Here is a 20,709-nt window from a genome sequence, read left to right as displayed (position 1 = left end):
CCGGTTACAGGCCGCTGCCGGGTTCCGGCAGCGGCAGATCGCATCAGGCAGCTTCAGCAGCCAGGCGCTGGGCCTTCTCGATCGCTTCCTGCATGTTGCCAACCATGTAGAAGGCAGCTTCCGGCAGGTGATCGTATTCGCCTTCGACCAGGCCCTTGAAGCCCTTGATCGTGTCTTCGAGGGCGACGAGCTTGCCCGGCGAACCGGTGAAGACTTCGGCCACGAAGAACGGCTGGGACAGGAAGCGCTCGATCTTGCGGGCGCGGGCGACGGTCAGCTTGTCTTCTTCAGACAGCTCATCCATGCCCAGGATCGCGATGATGTCCTGCAGGGCCTTGTAACGCTGCAGGGTCTGCTGCACCTGGCGAGCCACATTGTAGTGCTCTTCGCCGATGATGCGGGCATCCAGCATGCGCGAGGTCGAGTCCAGCGGGTCCACGGCCGGGTAGATACCCTTTTCGGCGATCGAGCGGTTGAGAACCGTCGTTGCGTCGAGGTGGGCGAAGGTCGAAGCCGGCGCCGGGTCGGTCAGATCGTCGGCGGGCACGTAAACGGCCTGCACCGAGGTGATCGAACCCTTGGTGGTGGTGGTGATGCGTTCCTGCATGGTGCCCATGTCGGTCGCCAGCGTCGGCTGGTAACCCACGGCCGACGGGATACGGCCGAGCAGAGCGGACACTTCGGAACCGGCCTGGGTGAAGCGGAAGATGTTGTCCACGAAGAACAGCACGTCCTGGCCCTGGTCACGGAAATGCTCGGCGACGGTCAGACCGGTCAGAGCAACGCGGGCACGTGCCCCGGGGGGCTCGTTCATCTGGCCGTAAACGAGAGCAGCCTTGGAGCCTTCGCCGCCGCCCTTCTTGTTCACGCCCGATTCGATCATTTCCCAGTAAAGGTCGTTGCCTTCACGGGTGCGCTCACCCACGCCGGCGAACACGGAGTAACCGCCGTGCGCCTTTGCGACGTTGTTGATGAGTTCCATGATCAGAACGGTCTTGCCGACGCCGGCGCCGCCGAACAGGCCGATCTTGCCGCCCTTGGCGTAAGGAGCCAGCAGATCCACCACCTTGATGCCGGTGACGAGAATCTGGGACTCGGTCGACTGCTCGACGAAGCTCGGAGCTTCCTGGTGGATCGCACGCTTGGAGTCGTGAACGATCGGGCCGGCTTCATCAACCGGTTCGCCGATCACGTTCATGATGCGGCCCAGGGTGCCGGCGCCAACCGGCACTTCGATCGGGGCACCGGTGTCGGTGACCTTCTGGCCGCGCACGAGGCCTTCGGTGGAGTCCATCGCAATGGTGCGAACGGTATGCTCGCCAAGATGCTGGGCAACTTCGAGCACCAGACGGGTGCCCTGGTTGTCCGCTTCCAGGCTGTTCAGAATCTGCGGCAGGTGGCCGTCGAACTTGACGTCGACCACGGCGCCGATGACCTGGGTGATCTGTCCGACTTTGTTGTCAGCCATCCCTCAATCCTCGATCCGGTCAGAGCGCTTCGGCGCCCGAGATGATTTCAATCAGTTCCTTGGTGATCTGAGCCTGACGCTGGCGGTTGTAGCGCAGCGTCAGTTTCTTGATCATGTCGCCTGCGTTGCGGGTCGCATTGTCCATGGCGGACATGCGGGCGCCCTGCTCGGAGGCGGCGTTCTCAAGGAGCGCACGGAAGATCTGCACCGACACGTTGCGGGGCAGAAGGTCGGTCAGAATAGCGGCCTCGTCGGGCTCGTACTCGTACACCAGCGAAGCACCACCGGCAGCCTTGGCCGTCTCCGGCAGCTTGGCCGGAATGAGCTGCTGCGCCGTCGGCACCTGGCTGATCACCGACTTGAATTCGGCAAAGAACAGGGTGCAGACGTCGAACTCGCCGGCCTCGAACATCTTGAAGACGACGTCCGAGATGTCAGTCGCGTTGGCATAGCCAACGGACTTGACGCCGCGCAACTCGATGGTGCGGATGACGTACTTGCCAAGCTCGCGCTTGATGGCATCGAAGCCCTTCTTGCCGACGCAGAGGATTTTCACCTCCTTGCCCTGTGCAATGAGGCTCCGGGCCCGCTCGCGCGCCAGCTTGGCGATCGAGGAGTTGAAGCCGCCGCACAGGCCGCGTTCGGCGGAGGCAACGATCAGGAGATGTACCTGATCGCGCCCCGTTCCGGTCATCAGCTTCGGCGCATCATCGCGGCCTTCAAAGGCAGCGGCAATGTTGGCCAGCACCTGCTCCATGCGTTCCGCATAGGGCCGGGCCGCTTCCGCAGCGTCCTGGGCGCGACGCAGCTTCGCCGCGGCCACCATTTTCATGGCCTTGGTGATCTTCTGCGTCGCCTTGACCGAGGCGATACGGTTTCTTAGGTCCTTCAGGCTCGGCATGGCCGCCCCTGCTCCTTATCCCGACAGCGTTTCTGGTTTACGAGAAGCTCTTGGCGAAAGCTTCGATCGCGGCACGAAGGCGCGCGGTCAGCTCATCGTCGAGGGCCTTCTTCTGCCAGATGGCGTCGAGGAGATCCGCATGCTCACCACGCAGGGAGAGCAGCAGGCCAGCCTCGAAATCGCGCACGCGGTCCACCGGGATCTTGTCCAGGTAGCCGTTCACGCCGGCGTAAATGACCGCAACCTGCTCCTGCGTCTTCAGCGGCGAGAACTGCGGCTGCTTCAGCAGTTCGACCAGACGGGCACCACGGTTCAGCAGGCGCTGGGTGGTGGCGTCGAGGTCGGAGCCGAACTGGGCAAAGGCCGCCATTTCGCGGTACTGCGCCAGCTCGCCCTTGATCGGGCCTGCCACCTGCTTCATCGCCTTGATCTGGGCCGAGGAGCCGACGCGCGACACCGACAGACCCACGTTCACGGCCGGGCGGACACCCTGGTAGAACAGGTCGGTTTCAAGGAAGATCTGACCGTCGGTGATCGAGATCACGTTGGTCGGAATGTAGGCCGACACGTCGTTTGCCTGGGTCTCGATGACCGGCAGCGCGGTGAGCGAACCGAGGCCATTGTCCTCGTTCAGCTTGGCCGCACGCTCCAGCAGACGGGAGTGCAGGTAGAACACGTCGCCCGGGAAAGCTTCGCGCCCGGGCGGGCGGCGGAGCAGCAGGGACATCTGGCGGTAAGCCACGGCCTGCTTGGACAGGTCGTCGTAACCGATCACGGCATGCATGCCGTTGTCGCGGAAGTACTCGCCCATGGCGCAGCCGGCGAACGGAGCCAGGAACTGCAGCGGGGCAGCATCCGAAGCGGTCGCGGCGACGACGATGGAGTACGGCAGCGCACCGCTGTCTTCCAGAGTCTTCACGAACTGGGCGACGGTGGAGCGCTTCTGGCCGACGGCAACATAGATGCAGTACAGCTTGTTGCTCTCGTCGTTGCCTTCGTGCAGCGGCTTCTGGTTCAGGAAGGTGTCGAGCAGGATCGCGGTCTTGCCGGTCTGACGGTCACCAATCACCAGTTCGCGCTGGCCGCGGCCAATCGGGATCAGGGCGTCAATGGCCTTGAGACCGGTGGACATCGGCTCGTGCACGGACTTGCGCGGCAGAATGCCGGGAGCCTTCACGTCAACGCGGCGCATTTCTGCTGCCTCGATCGGGCCCTTGCCGTCCAGCGGGTTGCCCAGCGGATCGACAACGCGGCCGAGCAGGCCCTTGCCGACCGGGACTTCCACGATGGCACCGGTACGCTTGACGATGTCGCCTTCCTTGATGTTCCGGTCGGAACCGAAAATCACGACACCGACGTTGTCGGTTTCAAGGTTGAGCGCCATGCCCCGGATACCGCCCGGGAATTCGACCATTTCACCGGCCTGGACGTTGTCCAGACCGTAGACGCGCGCAATACCGTCACCGACGGAAAGCACTTGACCGACTTCGGACACTTCGGCCTCTTGGCCGAAACCCTTGATCTGGTCCTTGAGGATAGCGGAAATCTCCGCGGCCCGAATATCCATCAGCCGACCTCTTTCATTGCGAACTTGAGAGTATTGAGCTTGGTGCGCAGCGACGTGTCGATCATGCGGCTGCCAACCTTGACGACAAGGCCGCCAATGAGAGCAGGATCAACGCTCGCGGCGATCTTGACGGACTTGCCCGTGGAAGCAGAGAGCGCTTCCTTCAGGGCAGCGACATGCGCATCCGACAGGGGAGCAGCGGAAACGACTTCAGCAGTCGCCTCGCCACGCTTCTCGGCGAGAAGCGCCCGGAAGGCCTTGATCATGTCGGGAAGAACGAAGAGGCGGCGGTTCTTTGCAGCCAGCTTCACGAAATTCGCGGCAAGACCGGTGATACCGGCCTTGGCAAGCAGCGCGTCCAGAGCCGCAAGCTGCTCATCGGCGCTGAATACGGGGCTGCGCACCAGACGGACGAGATCCGCGCTTTCGGCAAGCATGCCTTCAAACGCATTGAGATCCCGCTCGACGTCTGCGGTCACGCCGCCGTCCCCGGCAAGGTCCAGCAGGGCCGAAGCATACCGCTTCGCAACGCCGGATACGAGAGATACGTTGTCAGTCACCAGGTTCAAGCTCTCTGACACATTTCTTGGCACCGGCAAGGGTCAACCCCGAGTCAATGCCTTGAAAATTATTGGTTTTTCAGGGTCATAAGGTTTGACGGCAGAACCGCACCCCCCAGAAGCCGCGCCTCGAATAACACAGCCCACCGAGGTGTGCAACTTTGCCAGTGGGCAGAAATGCTGCATTTTGGCGGAATCTTGCCGCAACGTGCAACAGCGGTCACAAAAACTGCTGCGGGTCGATATCGATCTGCAGCCGCAACCCGCCGCGGGCGGGTGGAACGAGGCTCATCCAGTGCCGCAGATAGCTCTGAAGGTCCACCTGACGCGGCGCCATGGCGAGCAGGCGGAAGCGGTGGCGGCCGCGCACCAGCGCCATCGCCGCCTCGGCTGGCCCCAGCACGGTGATGCCCTGGTGCGGCGGGGCGGCACGCAGCACGGCGCGGGCAAAGCCTTCCGCCTGCGCCTTTTCGGGGCCTGAGATGATCAGCGCCGCCAGCCGCCCGAACGGCGGCAGGCCGGTGACGCGGCGGGTCTCGATCTCGGCCTGATAAAAGGCCTCGCGGTCGGCGGAAACCAGCGCCTTCAGCACCGGATGATCGGGAGAATAGCTTTGCAGCAACCCGCGCCCGCCGCCGGTCATGCGCCCGGCACGGCCCGTCACCTGCGCCAGCAGCTGGAAGGTGCGCTCGGCCGCGCGCGGGTCGCCATGGGCAAGGCCAAGATCGGCATCGACCACGCCGACAAGCCGCATCAGCGGAAAGTTGTGGCCCTTGGCGACGAGCTGTGTGCCGATGATGATGTCGGCGCCGCCCTCCTCGACGATCTTCATCTCCCGCCGCAGCCGTTCAGGTCCGCCGCTGATGTCCGACGAAAGGATGAGGGTGCGCGCCTGCGGAAAAAGGCCTTCCACCTCTTCGGCGATTCTTTCCACGCCGGGCCCGCAGGCGACCAGCGCATCCTGCGTGCCGCAGGCAGGGCAGGCGCGGGGCACGGGCTCCTGATGGCCGCAGTGGTGGCAGACCAGCTTGCCCTTCATCCGGTGTTCCACCAGCCAGGCGCTGCAATGGCCGCACTGGAAGCGGTGGCCGCAGGAGCGGCAGAGCGTCAGCGGGGCATAGCCGCGCCGGTTGAGGAACAGCAGCGACTGGTGCTTTTCGGCAAAGGTCTGGCGGATGGCCTCGATCATGGCAGGCGCCAGCCAGCGGCCGCGCTCCGGCCCTTCGGTGCGCATGTCGATGAGCCCCAGTTCCGGCAGAGCGGCGCCCGTGGCGCGCTCCGGCAGAACATGGCGGACGTAGCGCCCGGTATCCGCATTCACCCGGCTTTCGACCGATGGCGTGGCTGAGGCCAGCACCACGGGAAAGCGCGCCAGATGCCCGCGCACGACGGCCATGTCGCGGGCGTTGTAGGACACCCGGTCGTCCTGCTTGAAGGCGGTGTCGTGTTCTTCGTCCACGACAATCAGCCCCAGATTGGCAAAGGGCAGGAACAGCGCCGAACGCGCGCCCACCACCACAGGGATCTCGCCCTTCGCCACCCCGCGCCAGACGCGGGCACGCTTCTTCGGTGTGATTTCGGAATGCCACTCGGCAGGCGGCACGCCGAAGCGCTGCTCGAAGCGGCGCAGGAACTGTTCCGTCAGGCCGATTTCCGGCACCAGAATCACCGCCTGCCGTCCGCGCCGGATGGCCTCCGCCACAGCCTCGAAATAGACCTCCGTCTTGCCCGAGCCGGTGACGCCATCGATGAGCGACACCACGCCGACTTTGTCGAAGCTCTCCACCAGCGCAGCTGACACGGCACTCTGGGCCGGCGTCAGCTGCGGCGGGGCAAAGGCCGGATCCGGCGGCAGGGGCAGCGGGCTGGCGGTCATCGCCACGGTTTCCAGCACGCCCTGCTGCAACAGCCCGTCGATGACCGAGGCGCTGACACCCGCCGTCGCGGCAAGCCCCGGCTTCGTCCAGGCCATGCCGTCTTCCATCAGCGCCAGAACCTTGGCGCGGGCAGGCGTTGCCCGGTCCGGCGCCGCGCCCTCGACGCGGATCACGCCGGAAACGGGCGCCTCCGGCTCCAGCGCATCTTCCGAGCGCAGCACCATGCGCACCACCATCCCCGGCGCGGCCAGCGTCCAGTTCGCCACCCAGTCGATGAAGCGGCGCAGTTCATCGCCCAGCGGCGGGGCGTCATAGACATGGGTGATGGACTTGAGCTTGCGCGGATCGATGCCGGCCTCCGGCTCAACATCCCAGACGACGCCCACCACCTCGCGCGGGCCCAGCGGCACGCGCACGATGGCGCCCGGCCGCACGCTCATTTCCGCCGGCACCTTGTAGGTATAGGGCGCGGGCACGGCGACGGGCACCAGCACGCTGACGATGGTTTCGTGGTTGCGGGGCAGATCGTCAAACAGCATGGGTCCTCGCTTCGCGGAGGCTCATGCGTCCTGCGCCAGAAAACCGGGTCAAATGCTGAGGTGCGTTCCGCAATCGCTTGTCACATTCCGAATCGGGGGTGTTGCTCGGCGCAATCCTACGCTAAAGAGGCAGGGACGGGACAGACGCGCGGCACCTCCATCGCACGCGTCTCAACTCATGCCTGATTGCCCCAGAGGGCAAGCCGGGCGCAAGGGGAGTGGATACTCGCATGAAATTCTTTGTCGATACCGCAGACACCGCCGAGATTGCCGAGCTGGAATCCACCGGCCTGCTCGATGGCGTCACCACCAATCCGTCGCTCGTGATGAAGGCCGGCCGCCCGATGAAGGAGGTCATTGCCGAGATCTGCAAGATCACCAAGGGCCCCGTGTCCGCCGAAGTGGCCGCCACCGGCTATGAAGGCATGATGCGCGAAGCCAAGGTGCTGGCCGCCATTGCTGACAATGTCGTCATCAAGCTGCCGCTGACCATGGACGGCCTCAAGGCCTGCAAGGCGCTGACCTCTGCCGGTCACAAGACCAACGTCACCCTGTGCTTCTCGGCCACGCAGGCGCTGCTGGCTGCCAAGGCTGGTGCCACCTACATCTCGCCCTTCATCGGCCGTCTCGATGACATCAACATCGACGGCATGGAGCTGATCCGCGAGATCCGGGTGATCTACGACAACTACGGCTTCCAGACCGAAATCCTGGCCGCGTCGATCCGCACCATCAACCACGTCAAGGATTGCGCCATCGCCGGCGCCGATGTTGCCACCATTCCCCCGGCAACGCTGAAGGCACTGGTCAAGCATCCGCTGACCGACAAGGGCCTCGAAACCTTCCTGGCCGACTGGGCCAAGACCGGCCAGTCGATCGCCTGATTGACGAATTTGCCGGTTTGCGAAGACACACGGCGCCCCCAGCGGGCGCCGTTTGCGTTTTGGGGGCTATTCCGCGTCCGGCTGATTCTGCGGGGCGGCAGCGATGAAGGCGGGGAACTCCATGGCGGCGGCGTGGATGCGGGAGATCACCGGATAGGGGCTCATGTCCACGCCGAAGCGGCCGTTGTTGGCCACTTGTGCCACAAGGCAGAGATCGGCCATGGTCACCGCATCGCCGTGGCAGAAGCGGCCGGTTTCCGGGCTCTGCGCCAGCAGCGCCTCCAGCGGGCCGAAAGTCTCGGCCACCCATGTGCGGAACCAGTCCGCGACAGCCGCATCATCAGCGCCGAAGCGGCTGCGCAGGGCGTTGAGGATGCGCAGGTTGTTCACCGGGTGGATGTCGCAGGCAATCATCTGCGACAGCATTCGCACCCGCGCCCGGCCTCTGGCATCCTCCGGCAGCAGCCGGGGCTCGGACACCATCTCGTCCAGAAACTCGATGATGGCCAGCGATTGGCTCAGCACCGTGCCGTCGCTCCATTCCAGCGTGGGCACAAGCCCTTGCGGGTTGACGGCAAGATATCCGGGTTCCCGGTGCTTGCCAAGGCGCAGGTGATGAAACACCGGCTCATAGGCAATGCCCTTCATCGCCAGCGCAATGCGCACCCGGAAGGACGTGGAACTGCGGAAATAGGTGTGAAGCACAACGCGGCACATAAGCCCCTCCCAAGGCGGACTGGAAATGCAATTGATTGCAAATGCAACTATGTGCCGTCAAGTTGGAAAGGGGATTTCAAAGGGAGACACGAACGGCCAGCCGCGCGCTTCCCTCAGAAGTGCCACCAACCCCTCTCCCCCCTTGAGGGGCAGGGCTATCGCATATGGCGGAAATCCCATCCGCCTACGCAAGGATCGAACATTCAGTCCTTGCGAAAGGTAATTTTGGAATCCAGAGGCGCCTTGCGGCGAAAGATCGGAATCCAAAAATTGCATATGCGATTCCCCTGCCTTGAGGGGGAGATGCCCCCGGCAGGGGGCAGAGGGGGGTAACTGACTGTCCTGTCATACGAAAGGTGATGCCGTTCCGAGGCGCTGCCCCCCCCCCTCTGTCTGCTAACGCAGACATCTCCCCCTCAAGGCAGGGCTATCGCATATGGCGGAAATCTCTTTCGCCTGCGCAAGGATCGAACGCTCAGTCCTTGCGAAGGGAAATTTTGGAATCCGGAAATGCGTTGCGACGACAGATCCGAATCCAAAAATTCCATATGCGATTCCCCTGCCCCTCAAGGGGGGAGAGGGGCGCTGCGGCCTCATGTGAGGGTGCCTTCCTGCTTGCAGCCCGTTTCAAGCGCGGCCCCATGAGGGGCGGAAAATCCGTGCCGTGGGATGAAACGGTTACTTCGTTCAGGCAGCCCTCACAGCCCGTCGAACCAGCCCTTCCACTGCGGGGTGGCGCGGGCGAAGGTGCCGCGGTGGGTGGTGCCGCCGGTGGAGACGGCCTCCACAGCCGGGTTTCCGGCGCCAATGGCCTGCTGATAGGTCATGGCCATGCGGCCGACGCCCACGGAGATAGCTTCGTCCGTTTCGCCGTAATAGTTGCGCACCGGGGTCTTGTAGATCCAGCGGAAGACCTCGTTCTGCGCCGCAAGGCGGCCAAAGGCGGAGGCAGCGAAGAACTGGGTGTCGAAATATTCCGGCTTCAGAAGCTTGTGCAGGTCGCCCGGGATCGTAGACGGATCAATGGGCTCGCGCAGATAGGCTTTTTGTGCCACGTCATAATACTCCTCCGCGATCATCGAGCGGGCGAGGCCGGGCAGGCCATAGTAGTGCTCGTAGGAGAAGGATGACAGGATGAACAGGCTGTTGACCCAATCCGCATCGAACTTGCGCGGGAAATTCAGGAAGCCGTTGAGGGCCGCGAAAATGTCGATGGGCGCGCTGGCGGTGGCCGCTGCCGTGACGGGCACACCGGCCTGTTCCAGCTTCTGCACCATGGCCATGGTGACATAGCCGCCCTGCGACCAGCCGGCGAGGAACAGCTTGCTGTCTTCCAGCTTCATGGCCTTGAGCACGGACTGGCTGGCTGTAAGCATGTCATAGGTGGCCTGCTGGTGGCTGGCCTTGACCATGTAGCTTTCCGTCTCGGGCGAATCGCCGAGGCCGAAATAGTCCGCACCGATCAGCAGATAACCCTGCCCGGCGAACTGGGCGATCATCAGCTGGGTTTCCGGCGACTGATCCGGATAGGACGGCACCTGCTGCTTCAGGTAGACAGTGCCGTGCTGATAGGACACGAGAGGGAAGCTGCTGCCTTCAACGTCGGGAACGGCGAGCAGGCCGGTGGCGACGGTCGGCTTGTTGCCACGCTCCGGGATCACGGACGGATAGGTGACGCGGTAGAGCTTCACCGCGTTGCGGGCCGGGGTGTAGGTCTCGGTGATACCGGCAAAGGCAGGCGTATCCTTGGTAAGGATTTCGTTCAGCTTGTCCACGTCCCAGCGGTCGAGATATTCGTAGGTCACGCCCTGTTCGACGGAGACAGGGCCGTTATCTGCGGCGTGAGCTGCGGGCGCCACGGCGAAAATGGCGGCGCAGAAGCTGGCGGCGGCCAGCAGATGACGGAAAATCGAAAGCTGCCCTTGCACGGAAGGTCCCCTTCATGGCTGCGGCGCACCCCGCGCCGGATGCCGTGTTTTACCGTATGGGAAACGAAGAAAGCGTTAGGACCGGAAAACCCCTGACGTCAGGCGTGCTCCATCACCAGCAGCAGCACCGTTCCGGGCTCGAGGGCTTCGTAGAGATGGGCCGTATCGCCGGGATAGGTGTAGTAGTCGCCCGGCGACAGGTCTTCGGTTTCCGCCTCCGGGCCGACGCGGGCGCGGCCGGATGCGACCAGCACATGTTCCGTCGTGCCTGCAATGTGGGCCGGAGAGCGGCGCGCGCGTCCGGGCTCAAGATCCATGCGGTAGATGTCCCGCCTCGCGCCGGTGCTGCCGGTGGACAGAAGCGTTGCGCGGACGGCGGCCTCCTCGGACAAGGTGTAAGGGCCTTCGCCCGCCCGCACCAGACGCGTGCTGCGCTCCGGCCGGTCGACAAGGCGGCTAAAGGGGATGTTGAGCGCGACCGCCAGCATCCACAGCGTCTCGATGCCCGGATTGCCGTTGCCTGCTTCCAACTGGGACAGGGTGGACTTGGAAAGGCCCGCCCGCCGCGCCAACTCGCTGAGGCTCAGTCCCGCCTTCTCCCGCTCGGTCTTGAGTGCGATGGAAATCCATTGCCGGAGGGCTTCGGCGGTGTCTGACATGCGGGGCCTTTGCGTCTTATAGTTCGTTCTCGATGACGAACGAATGTTCGTCTTGACGAACGGTGTGGCTTTGTCCATTTTATCGCACATGCGGACGATATTTCAAACACTCACGCGCCGGGACTGGATGGACGTGCTGCTGGTCTGCGGCGCCACCACCATTGCCGGTGTCTCCTTCGGGGCCATAGCCACGGGCGGCGGATTGCCGTTCTGGGTGCCTCTGGCCATGTCCACCATCGTCTTTGCCGGGGCCTCGCAATTTGCGGCCGTTGGCGTGGTGCTGGCGGGCGGCGGCCCTGTGGCTGCGGTTCTGGCCGGGCTGGTGCTCAACGCCCGGCATCTGCCCTTCGGCTTTTCGGTGGCAGGCCTGCTGCGCGGCGGGCTCTTGCAGAAACTGCTCGGATCGCACCTGCTCACCGACGAGGCGCTGGCCTTTTCGCTGAAGGACAGCAATCCGGAGCGTGCCCGTGCGCTTTACTGGGCCTGCGCCATCGGTCTCTACATCCTGTGGAACGTGGGGACATTCGCCGGGGCATTGCTCGGTCAGGCGGTGGGGGATGCCTCGGCGCTGGGCCTTGATGCGGCCTTCCCGGCTGTGCTGCTGGCGCTGGTTCTGCCGGCGCTGAAGGATGCCCGGCTGCGGCTGGCTGCGGCTCTCGGGGCGGCCATTGCCTTCGTGCTGACACCGGTTCTGCCCGCAGGTGTGCCGGTGCTGGCCGCACTCAGCGGGCTGGTGGTGTTCGCCGTCTGGCCGCGTACGGCCGCACCAGCCCGTGAACTGTCAGGGCGTGAACTGTCTGGGGATTGCGCAAATGACTGAGAACCTGATGCCGATGGCCGCCATTCTGGCGCTGGCCGCCGGCACCTTCGCCTTCCGCGCGACCGGTCCCCTGCTGCATGGGCGGCTGGTGCTGTCGGGCCGTATGCAGCAGCTGTTTCAGGCTGCGGCTGTCGTCATGCTCGTGTCGCTGATGGCCAGTTCCGCCCTGCTGGACGGGGGCGCCTTTGCGGGCTGGGCGAGACCTGCAGGCGTTGCCGCCGGTCTCGGGCTTTATCTGCTGCGGGCGCCGTTTCCAGTGATCGTCATTGGCGCCGCCGCGGTGACAGCAGCCTTGCGGGCCTTCGGCATAGCCTGAAGGCTTTCGATGCTGACGCATCACGCCTTGAAATTGCTCATGCGCCGCACGGCCTTGACCAGCTCTCGATGAGTCAAGCTCATCGAGAGCTGGTCAAGCCGCTTATCCGAAGAAGTAGAGACCGGCAAAGCCCGCCAGACCCACGCCGATGCGCCACCAGGCGAAGGGCGCAAAGCCGTGGCGGGAGACGAAGTCCAGCAGTCTGCGCACCACAAACACCGCTGCCACGAAGGATGTGACGAAGCCGATGCCGATGAGCACCGCGTCGTCCATCGAAAGCACGTCGCGGTTCTTGTAGAGGTCATAGGCGAAGGCGCCTGCCATGGTCGGCATGGCGAGGAAGAACGAGAACTCCGCCGCAGAGCGCTTGTCCGTGCCCATCAGCAGCGAGCCTGCGATGGTGGCGCCAGAGCGCGAAACGCCCGGCACCATGGCAAGGCACTGGACAAAGCCGATGGCAAGGCACAGCGGCAGCGGATAGTCCATGGCATCGTGATAGCGCGGCTTCAGCGGCAGCCGGTCGATCACCAGCAGCACGATACCGCCCAGCAGCAGTGTGGTGCAGATCAGCATGGGCGATTCGAACAGCACCGACTTGATGAAGCCATGCGCCATCACGCCGATGACGGCGGCCGGCAGGAAGGCCAGCAGGATGCCGGCCACAAAGCGCTGGGCCCGCCGGTCATTCGGCAGGGCGGTGGCGATGGACCACAGGCGGCCGAAATAGACGCTGAGGATGGCGAGGATCGCGCCGAGCTGGATCAGCACCTCGAAGGTTTTGCCCGTGCTTTCAAAGCCGAGAAAGTGGCCGAGCAGCAGCAGGTGGCCGGTGGAGGAGACCGGAATGAATTCGGTCAGGCCTTCGACGATGCCCAGAATGAAGGCACTGATGATCGTATCGCTTGTCATCGCAAATGAACTCCTGAAAAGACCTGTTGAGAGCCTATTGAATCCCGCTGCGGGGCATGATCTATGCGGGCGCGCTGGCTCGCGGGAAAAGAGGGCGGCAGCAACAGGATGCTAACCATATCCTACTAGAGTTGTGACGGGCGCTTGGGGGGCACCCGGCGCTGAAGGTCCAAATCACTGAATGCTCACGCTTTATCATCATCCGTTCTCGCCGTCTTCCCGTTTTGTGCGTCTCATCCTCGGTGAGTACGGCGCAAACTACGAGATGCACACCATCAACCCCTGGGAACGGCGCCGGGAATTCCTGATGCTCAATCCGGCCGGAACCGTGCCGGTTCTGATCGAGAACGGCGGCACGCCGGTCTGCGGTCCCTATGCCATCATGGAATATCTCGATGAAACGCGTGGCTATGCGATGGGCGACCGGCGGCTGATGCCGGACCATCCCGAACTGCGGGCGGAGACCCGGCGTCTGGTGGAATGGGGCCTGCGCAAGTTCGATGACGAGGTGGCCGGCCATTTCGTGCGCGAGCGCATCTACAAGCAGGACATGCCCCGCTCTGTCGGCGGCGGTGAGCCTGATTCGGCCATTCTGCGGGTGGCGCGCGCCAATATTCACCATCACATGCGCTATTTCGGTTATCTTGCCGCCTCGCGCAAATGGCTGGGCGGCGACCGGTTGAGCTTTGCGGATTTCGCGCTCGCCGCCGAACTGTCCTGCGCCGATTATCTGGGCGAAGTGCCATGGGACACCGAGGAGAACGTGAAGGCCTGGTATGCGCGGGTGAAATCGCGCCCGAGCTTCCGTCCGCTGCTGAGCGAAAAGATGCTCGGCATGCCGCCGTCGATGACCTACGCGGATCTGGACTTCTGACGCAGAGCCGCAACAGCCCTGCCGTGCCCTCAAACCCGGTGCTTCCGGCAAAGGCTTTGGACCGTCTTTGCAGCCAGCTCAGGGAAAAGGCCGCCCAGTTGGGCTTTGATGATCTCGCCATCACCCGGCCCAATGCCATCCCGCAGGCCCCGCAGCGGCTGGCGCAGTTTCTCGCCGATGGCCACCACGGCTCCATGGGCTGGATGGAGGAGACGGCAGACCGGCGCGCCAGCCCCAGCGTGCTGTGGCCGGAGGTGCGCTCTGTCATCATGCTGGCCATGAACTATGGCCCTGCCGGGGATGCGCTGGAGAACCTTGCCCATCCGGACCGGGGCAACATTTCCGTCTACGCCCGCCACCGGGATTATCACGATGTCATCAAGGGCAAGCTGAAGGAGCTGGCGAGCTTTCTCGTCTCGCGCGCAGGCGGCGGCGATGTGAAGGTCTTCGTTGATACGGCCCCCGTCATGGAAAAGCCGCTGGCACAGGCTGCCGGCCTTGGCTGGCAGGGCAAGCACACCAATCTGGTGTCGCGGCGGCTCGGCTCCTGGTTCTTTCTCGCCAGCATCTTCACCACGCTGGATCTGGCTGCCGCAGAGCCGGAGCGGGACCATTGCGGCTCCTGCTGGGCCTGCCTGTCCGCCTGTCCGACAGGTGCCTTCCCGCAGCCCTACCGGCTCGATGCCCGCCGTTGCATTTCCTATCTGACCATCGAGCATGCGGGGCCTATTCCGCAAGAGTTCCGCGTGGCCCTCGGCAACCGCATCTATGGCTGCGACGATTGCCTTGCCGCCTGCCCATGGAACAAGTTTGCCGTGGAGGCCCGCGAAGCCAAGCTGCAGGCGCGGGAGGATCTGGAGGCACCGTCGCTGGCCACGCTCTTGAGGCTGGATGATCCGGCCTTCCGCCAGCTCTTTTCCGGCTCGCCGGTGAAGCGGATCGGCCGGGACCGGTTCATCCGCAACTGCCTGATCGCGGCAGGAAACAGCGCCGATGCCGGCCATGTGCCACAGGCCGTGGCGCTGCTGGACGATGATGCGGCTGTCGTGCGCGGTGCCGCCGTCTGGGCCCTGTCCCGCCTGCTTGAGCCGGAGGCCTTTGCAGTATTGGCAGAGGACCGGCTCACCCCGGAAGCGGACGCCGATGTGCGCCGCGAATGGCAGGCTGCAAAGGCCAAGGCGGCCTCAGAGACAAGGTGAAGCCAGGGCCTGCCGCAGGTCCGGACATCCTGAATGCGCCCTGGAGCAGGATCTCAAAGCCCCGGCACAAGCCTCGCGAAGGCCTCGACCACCTGCTGATAGACATGCCGCTTGAAGGGGACGATCAACTCCGGAAGCCTCGCAGCCTCCTCCCAGCGCCAGCCGTCGAACTCCTGGGAATGGCCTTTGGGCGGAGTGAGGATGCCAATCTCGCTGTCCTCGCCTTCAAAGCGCAGGGCATACCATTTCTGCGCCTGCCCGCGGTACTTGCCGTGGCGGGTGCTGGCCAGCACTTCCGGCGGATAGTCGTAGGTGAACCAGCCGGGGGCTTCGGCAATCAGCGATGCGGAACGGACGGAGGTTTCCTCATAGAGTTCGCGGAAGGCGGCAGCCAGCGGATCTTCGCCTGCGTCGATGCCGCCCTGCGGCATCTGCCAGGCGTATTCTTCCTCGATCTTGCGCCCCTTGTGGGCGGCCTTGGGATCGAACCGGTGACCGGCCCAGACGCGGCCTTCCCGGTTGACAAGCATGATGCCCACACAGGGGCGGTAGGGCAGCTCGCCGGGTGCATCCGCACCCGGAAAATCATGCAAGGCCTTGCTCACGTCTTACTCCACATACCGTCAGCCCGGTCAGACTATCACAAAACCGCAGGCTGCCATCCGCTGAAACACGGAGGGTGCTTCCGGTATCAGCCTTGCGGTGCTCTGTCGATGGTGGCGCTGACGGGGACCAGCTGCAAACCGCGCCGTTCCAGATCTGCCGCCCATTCCTGAAGCATCTTGACGGTCACGGGCAGGGCCGTGCCGGACGCAACGGCGACGCCGCGGGCGCGGGCCAGAGCCTCGAGCTGCAGAAGCTGGCCGTTGATTTCCTCGGCTCGCGGCACGCTGTCCAGCACAACATCAACGCGGCTGAAGGGGGTGCGGGCCGCAGAGGCGGCTGCCGGTGCCACCGTGCGCGAGGAGGAGCCGTCGTCCACATACATCAGGCCGCGCTGGGTGATCTGGTCCAGCAGAAGCTGCATGGAGGGCTCGGCTGCGGTGAAACGGCCGCCTTGGGTGTTGATCACCCCGGCATAGTTTGTGGTCCGCGACAAGAGCCAGCTCAGCCGGTCAAGGAACTCGGGGCTGCGCAAGCTCACCAGCAGGGTATGCGGGCCGGGATCATTGTCCGGATAATCGAAAGGCTCCAGCGGCAGCTGCATCAGCAGCTCATGGCCCGCCGCACGGGCCTGTTTCATCCAGCGGTCCGGTGAAGCGGCATAGGGTGCGATGGCCAGCGTGACTTCCGGAGGCAGGCTCTTCAGCGCATTCTGGCTGCCTGCTTCCGACAGGCCGATCCCGCCGATGACAACGGCGATGCGCGGTGCGGAAATCAGCTCACCCGACAGAGGTCTTGCATAAAGGTCCAGCGGGCGGATGCCGTCGCCACCCAACTTTGGCAAATAGCCGTATTCGACACGCTCGGTCACACGCTGATCCGGCGTGGCCGAGAGGCCCTCGCCCGTGCGGGCCGGCTGGTTGGCAACGTCATCGAAGCGGGGGCCAAGGGTGGCCGGTTCCTTGCCGGCTTCCCCATGCTGATCGGAACCCAGATCCTGCTGCACACTCAGTGCAGCGATGTCACGGGCGGCCAGGCCCTCGACAGTGCGTTCCAGAGGCAGGACGGCGGTCGGCTCACCGCCAAGCGGATCATCAACGACGCCCATCCACAGCAGCCCGGTGGTGATGATCACCGTGATCAGGCCCATGCCGATGAGCCCGAACGGCAGGCGGATCAGCTTCCGCTTGCCCATGCCCAGAGGCGCTGTGAGGTCCTTCGCCGCCATGACGCTCCAAATATCCTTGCGCCGCCTTCCGGGGAACGGAACGCGGCGCGTGCCTGCTGGTTCAGATGCTACTCACCTCCGGCGGGCTTGCAAGCGACGAAACGGCCTGCCGGAGAGTGACACTTTGCGGACTGCCCGGTCAGTTCGGCACAGCCGCCTTCTGCTGGTCAGCGGACGGCGGGAAGGCGCTGTTGGCCTGGACGCCGCGCAGAAGATCCAGCGCAAGGTTCAGCTGCTTGTCGTCCTTCGGGTCGGCCGGGACATAAGCCTGGCTGCCCGATTCTTCCTTCTGTTCGGCGCCTTCCTGATTGCCGGAAGACAGATGCCCGCGCAGGCCTGCCTCACCGGTCGTTTCAGCACGGCCCTGCATGTCTTCCGGCAGGTCCTGCAGAGCAACGATATCCGGCTGGATGCCCTTGGCCTGGATCGAGGTGCCCGACGGGGTGTAGTAGCGTGCCGTGGTCAGGCGGATCGCCCCGTTGGCGCCCAGCGGGATGATGGTCTGCACGGAGCCCTTGCCGAAGGACCGGCTGCCCAGAACGGTGGCGCGGCGGTGATCCTGCAGGGCGCCAGCCACGATTTCCGAAGCAGAGGCCGAACCGCCGTTCACCAGCACGATGACAGGCTTGCCGCGGGTCAGATCCCCGGCGCGGGCGTTATAGCGCTGGGTCTCTTCAGCGTTGCGGCCGCGCGTGGAGACGATCTCGCCCCGGTCAAGGAAGGCGTCGGAGACGGCAATTGCCTGATCCAGCAGGCCGCCCGGGTTGTTGCGCAGGTCAAGCACATAACCCTTCAGCTTGTCGCTGCCGATCTTGGTGGAGATTTCGTCGATGGCCTTCTGCAGCCCGTCATAGGTCTGCTCGTTGAACTGGGTGACGCGGATGTAACCCACGTCGCCTTCCTCGCGCCAGCGGACGGAACGGATGCGGATGGTGTCGCGGGTCAGCGTCACGTCAAAGGGCTCTGCGCGCCCTTCACGGCGGATGGTGACCTTGATCTCGGTCTTGACCGGGCCGCGCATCTTTTCGACCGCCTGGTTCAGGGTCAGGCCCTGCACCTGCTCGCCATCGATCTGCACGATGAAGTCGCCGGCCATCAGGCCTGCCTTGGCGGCCGGGGTGTCATCGATCGGCGAGACGACCTTTACGAGGCCATCTTCCATCGTCACCTCGATGCCGAGGCCGCCGAACTCGCCGCGCGTCTGCACCTGCATGTCGCGGAAAGCCTTCGGCGGCATGTAGCTGGAATGCGGGTCCAGCGAGGTCAGCATGCCGTTGATGGCGGATTCGATCAGCTCAGCGTCATCCGGCACCTCGACATAGTCCGAGCGGACACGCTCGAACACGTCACCAAACAGGTTCAGCTGACGGTAGGTATCCGAAGCTGCTGCGTTGGCTGCGCCGCTCAGACGAATGGGCAGGTTTGAAAAGGATGTGACCGCCACAGCGCCGATCAGTGCGCCGGTGAACAGCAGAGAAGCTTTCCGTATCATCCGCGAGCCTTTTCTTCCTCTGTGCTGGCCCACCAGGGGGTGGGGTCAATCGCACTGCCATCTTTTCTGAATTCAACATATAGGACCGGGCTGGTCGATCCCAAGCCATAGGTCGAAGCACTCGCCCATTGGGTGGAGCCCATCACACCGACGGGCTCTCCGGCAAGAACAAACTGCCCCAGTTCGACATCAATCCTGTCCATTCCGGCAAGCAGTACATGATAACCGTCGCCGGCGTTCAGGATCAAGAGTTGGCCGAACGACCGGAAGGGGCCGGAATAGACCACCCAGCCGTCGCCAGGGGCGGTCACCTGCGCGCCCGGGCGGGTGGAGAAGGTCTGGCCTTCCGTCTGCCCGCCATAGTCGTCGCTCTGGCCGTAGTCCTTCAGCATGCCGCCTGCAACTGGCCGTGCCAGCAGGCCTTTTGTCTCTGCGAAGGCGACCGCCGGGCTCAGCCGGCCCGGATCGGGCGGCGCCGTGCGGGAGGGCGCGCGGCCGCTCTGGCGCAGGGCCGTTGCGGCCGCTGCCGCCTCCGCAGCCTTGCGGGCGCTCTCGATTTCCGTCTCCAGCGAGGCGATCAATTCCTTGAGAGATCCGGCCTGCGCTGCAAGGTCCTCTGCCTTCTGCCGCTCTGCGGCCAGTTCCCCGGCCGATCTTTCCCGCTCCTGCCGCTTGGCGGCCATCAGCAGTTCCAGACGTGATTTTTCTTCTGCAAGCCGTGTGGCATCGGCCCGCAGCTTGTCTTTCTCGGCTACAATGCCGGACTTGAGGCGGTTCAGTTCCTCAAGATCGGAGGCAAGGGCCTCGGCTTCGATCCGCAGGCCCGGCATCACCGCATTGAGCAGGATGGCGCTGCGGACCGCTGACAGGGCGTCGCTCGGCTGCACCACCAGCGCAGGCGGCGGACGCCGCCCGATCCGCTGCAGCGAAGCGAGGATTTCGGCCAGCGTGCCCCGGCGCTGCCACAGGGAGGCGCGCACGGTGTCTTCATTGGCCGTCAGCCGCTCCAGCCGGCGTTCGGTATCGGCAATGTTGCCTTCCAGTCCCTTGATCCGCCCGGCCGTGCTCAGGATCGAATTGGTCAGGGATTCGCTATCCCGGTCGAGCGAAGCAATTTCCTGCTCGATTTCCTGCTGGCGCCCGGAGGACAGTTCGATATCCCGCGACAGGGCAGCCAGTTCCGCTTCGCGTTCCAGCTTGCGCTTCAGCACCTCTGCCGCAGGGCCCGGAACACTCGCCTCCACCGCCGTCGCAGCCTGGGCTGCGGCTGGCTGCGGCAGTGCCGAGACAAGGGCAAGCAAACTCAGCAGCGCCAGAGGGCGCCGTGACTTCAAAGCTCTGCTGCTTCCCGCCGTTCGCAAGGGCTGCACCACGATAGTCCTGTCAGATGTGCCGGAGGCACCGGTCTTGGCATACCCTCCGCCCGGGGGGTGATTCCACCGGGACAGCCAGATACTTGGGACGAGGATGCGGCCTTGTCATTAACGAAGCGTTTACCGTCCCGCTCGCTCCACAACTCAGAAATTAGAGCGCAAATGCGGCGGGATCCGGGCCGCAAAGGCCATGGCAGATGATCATTTTGTCATCTTGCGTGAAGCTGACCGCAGATCTTCGCCTGTGCTGCGGCGCAGAGACGCCGGCGCATCACGCCTTGAGATCACGCGCAAGCCATAGGGACTTGCCATCAAACCCTGTGATAGGGGTGGCCGGACTGGATTGTCAGCGCCCGGTAGACCTGTTCCGCCACCAGAATGCGCACGATCTGGTGCGGCCAGGTCATCGCGCCGAAGGCAAGCTTCAGGTCGGCGCGGGCCAGAAGATCGGGGCCGTGGCCGTCTGCTCCGCCGATGGCCAGCACGATTTCCGGACAGCCTTCGTCCATCCAGCCGCGCAGAACCTCTGCAAAGGCCGGGCTCGCCATGGTCTTGCCGGTTTCATCCAGCGCAATCAGCCTTGCGCGCGGATGCAGGCCCGAGAGCAGCACCTGCGCCTCCTCCGCCTTGCGGTCTTCGGAGCGCTGGGCACGGCTTTCCACCGTTTCGGTGACATCGACCGCAGTCACGCCAAGGGCCCGGCCGGTCTTGCGGGCACGGTCGAGATAACGGTCCAGCAGCTCACGCTCCGGACCGGATTTCATGCGGCCGACTGCCGCTATGACATAGCGCATG

The 20,709-nt window shown here is 64.3% G+C and carries 19 protein-coding genes; 5 read left to right on the top strand and 14 right to left on the bottom strand.

Annotated elements, in window-relative coordinates:
* Nucleotides 1-43: 43 nt before the first annotated feature.
* The 5 genes from atpD to H163_RS0106070 all read right to left on the bottom strand — a co-directional run bounded on the left by atpD (nucleotide 44) and on the right by H163_RS0106070 (nucleotide 6,912).
* The gene (gene atpD / locus H163_RS0106090) at nucleotides 44-1,468 is read right to left on the bottom strand and encodes a F0F1 ATP synthase subunit beta (RefSeq protein WP_019963671.1); all 1,425 of its coding nucleotides are present in this window, start codon (nucleotides 1,466-1,468) and stop codon (nucleotides 44-46) included.
* Between the two features lie 19 nt (nucleotides 1,469-1,487).
* On the bottom strand, nucleotides 1,488-2,369 hold the full coding sequence (locus H163_RS0106085) for a F0F1 ATP synthase subunit gamma (protein ID WP_019963670.1): 882 nt from the start codon (nucleotides 2,367-2,369) through the stop codon (nucleotides 1,488-1,490).
* 37 nt (nucleotides 2,370-2,406) lie between these two features.
* Nucleotides 2,407-3,936 (bottom strand): F0F1 ATP synthase subunit alpha, encoded by a 1,530-nt coding sequence (gene atpA, locus H163_RS0106080; protein ID WP_019963669.1) that lies wholly within the window; start codon nucleotides 3,934-3,936, stop codon nucleotides 2,407-2,409.
* Nucleotides 3,936-4,496, bottom strand: coding sequence for a F0F1 ATP synthase subunit delta (locus tag H163_RS0106075; protein WP_026355508.1), 561 nt, complete (start codon nucleotides 4,494-4,496; stop codon nucleotides 3,936-3,938). The genes atpA and H163_RS0106075 overlap by 1 nt, the downstream gene beginning before the upstream one ends.
* A 220-nt stretch (nucleotides 4,497-4,716) precedes the next feature.
* Nucleotides 4,717-6,912 carry a primosomal protein N' gene (locus H163_RS0106070; protein WP_019963667.1) on the bottom strand — a complete coding sequence of 732 codons (2,196 nt, stop codon included), beginning with the start codon at nucleotides 6,910-6,912 and terminating at the stop codon, nucleotides 4,717-4,719.
* 230 nt (nucleotides 6,913-7,142) lie between these two features.
* Here H163_RS0106070 and fsa point away from each other — a divergent pair, with 230 nt between their 5' ends.
* Nucleotides 7,143-7,796 (top strand): fructose-6-phosphate aldolase, encoded by a 654-nt coding sequence (gene fsa, locus H163_RS0106065; protein ID WP_019963666.1) that lies wholly within the window; start codon nucleotides 7,143-7,145, stop codon nucleotides 7,794-7,796.
* 66 nt (nucleotides 7,797-7,862) lie between these two features.
* Here fsa and maiA read toward each other — a convergent pair whose 3' ends face one another.
* The 3 genes from maiA to H163_RS0106050 all read right to left on the bottom strand — a co-directional run bounded on the left by maiA (nucleotide 7,863) and on the right by H163_RS0106050 (nucleotide 11,100).
* The gene (gene maiA, locus H163_RS0106060; protein WP_019963665.1) at nucleotides 7,863-8,513 is read right to left on the bottom strand and encodes a maleylacetoacetate isomerase; all 651 of its coding nucleotides are present in this window, start codon (nucleotides 8,511-8,513) and stop codon (nucleotides 7,863-7,865) included.
* Nucleotides 8,514-9,211: 698 nt separating this feature from the next.
* Nucleotides 9,212-10,441 carry an alpha/beta hydrolase family protein gene (locus H163_RS0106055; protein WP_019963664.1) on the bottom strand — a complete coding sequence of 410 codons (1,230 nt, stop codon included), beginning with the start codon at nucleotides 10,439-10,441 and terminating at the stop codon, nucleotides 9,212-9,214.
* Nucleotides 10,442-10,539: 98 nt separating this feature from the next.
* Nucleotides 10,540-11,100, bottom strand: a complete 561-nt coding sequence (locus H163_RS0106050; protein ID WP_019963663.1) for a helix-turn-helix domain-containing protein — start codon at nucleotides 11,098-11,100, stop codon at nucleotides 10,540-10,542.
* 127 nt (nucleotides 11,101-11,227) lie between these two features.
* Here H163_RS0106050 and H163_RS0106045 point away from each other — a divergent pair, with 127 nt between their 5' ends.
* Entirely contained in the window at nucleotides 11,228-11,920 is a 693-nt protein-coding gene (locus H163_RS0106045; RefSeq protein ID WP_019963662.1) for an AzlC family ABC transporter permease, read from the top strand.
* Nucleotides 11,913-12,236: an AzlD domain-containing protein gene (locus tag H163_RS0106040; RefSeq protein ID WP_019963661.1), complete on the top strand. Its 324-nt coding sequence runs from the start codon at nucleotides 11,913-11,915 to the stop codon at nucleotides 12,234-12,236. Before H163_RS0106045 ends, H163_RS0106040 begins: the two co-directional genes overlap by 8 nt.
* 102 nt (nucleotides 12,237-12,338) lie before the next feature.
* Here the strand turns inward: H163_RS0106040 and H163_RS0106035 are convergent, their stop codons facing one another.
* Entirely contained in the window at nucleotides 12,339-13,145 is an 807-nt protein-coding gene (locus H163_RS0106035) for an undecaprenyl-diphosphate phosphatase (RefSeq protein ID WP_019963660.1), read from the bottom strand.
* A 181-nt stretch (nucleotides 13,146-13,326) separates the two neighbouring features.
* Here H163_RS0106035 and H163_RS0106030 point away from each other — a divergent pair, with 181 nt between their 5' ends.
* Together H163_RS0106030 and queG are read left to right on the top strand one after the other, a co-directional pair.
* Nucleotides 13,327-14,019: a glutathione S-transferase family protein gene (locus H163_RS0106030; protein WP_019963659.1), complete on the top strand. Its 693-nt coding sequence runs from the start codon at nucleotides 13,327-13,329 to the stop codon at nucleotides 14,017-14,019.
* 56 nt (nucleotides 14,020-14,075) lie between these two features.
* Nucleotides 14,076-15,218, top strand: coding sequence for a tRNA epoxyqueuosine(34) reductase QueG (gene queG, locus H163_RS0106025; protein WP_040678144.1), 1,143 nt, complete (start codon nucleotides 14,076-14,078; stop codon nucleotides 15,216-15,218).
* A 53-nt stretch (nucleotides 15,219-15,271) separates the two neighbouring features.
* Here queG and H163_RS0106020 read toward each other — a convergent pair whose 3' ends face one another.
* The 5 genes from H163_RS0106020 to rlmH all read right to left on the bottom strand — a co-directional run bounded on the left by H163_RS0106020 (nucleotide 15,272) and on the right by rlmH (nucleotide 20,708).
* The gene (locus H163_RS0106020; protein WP_019963657.1) at nucleotides 15,272-15,823 is read right to left on the bottom strand and encodes an RNA pyrophosphohydrolase; all 552 of its coding nucleotides are present in this window, start codon (nucleotides 15,821-15,823) and stop codon (nucleotides 15,272-15,274) included.
* Between the two features lie 86 nt (nucleotides 15,824-15,909).
* The gene (locus tag H163_RS0106015; RefSeq protein WP_019963656.1) at nucleotides 15,910-17,049 is read right to left on the bottom strand and encodes a divergent polysaccharide deacetylase family protein; all 1,140 of its coding nucleotides are present in this window, start codon (nucleotides 17,047-17,049) and stop codon (nucleotides 15,910-15,912) included.
* A 139-nt stretch (nucleotides 17,050-17,188) separates the two neighbouring features.
* Nucleotides 17,189-18,541, bottom strand: coding sequence for a S41 family peptidase (locus H163_RS0106010; protein ID WP_019963655.1), 1,353 nt, complete (start codon nucleotides 18,539-18,541; stop codon nucleotides 17,189-17,191).
* Nucleotides 18,538-19,875 carry a murein hydrolase activator EnvC family protein gene (locus H163_RS0106005; RefSeq protein WP_026355507.1) on the bottom strand — a complete coding sequence of 446 codons (1,338 nt, stop codon included), beginning with the start codon at nucleotides 19,873-19,875 and terminating at the stop codon, nucleotides 18,538-18,540. Before H163_RS0106005 ends, H163_RS0106010 begins: the two co-directional genes overlap by 4 nt.
* A 350-nt stretch (nucleotides 19,876-20,225) precedes the next feature.
* On the bottom strand, nucleotides 20,226-20,708 hold the full coding sequence (gene rlmH, locus H163_RS0106000) for a 23S rRNA (pseudouridine(1915)-N(3))-methyltransferase RlmH (RefSeq protein WP_019963653.1): 483 nt from the start codon (nucleotides 20,706-20,708) through the stop codon (nucleotides 20,226-20,228).
* Nucleotide 20,709 lies beyond the last annotated feature (1 nt).

Source organism: Pannonibacter phragmitetus DSM 14782, assembly GCF_000382365.1.
GTDB lineage: Bacteria > Pseudomonadota > Alphaproteobacteria > Rhizobiales > Stappiaceae > Pannonibacter > Pannonibacter phragmitetus.
This window is presented reverse-complemented; position numbering and strand designations above follow the sequence as displayed.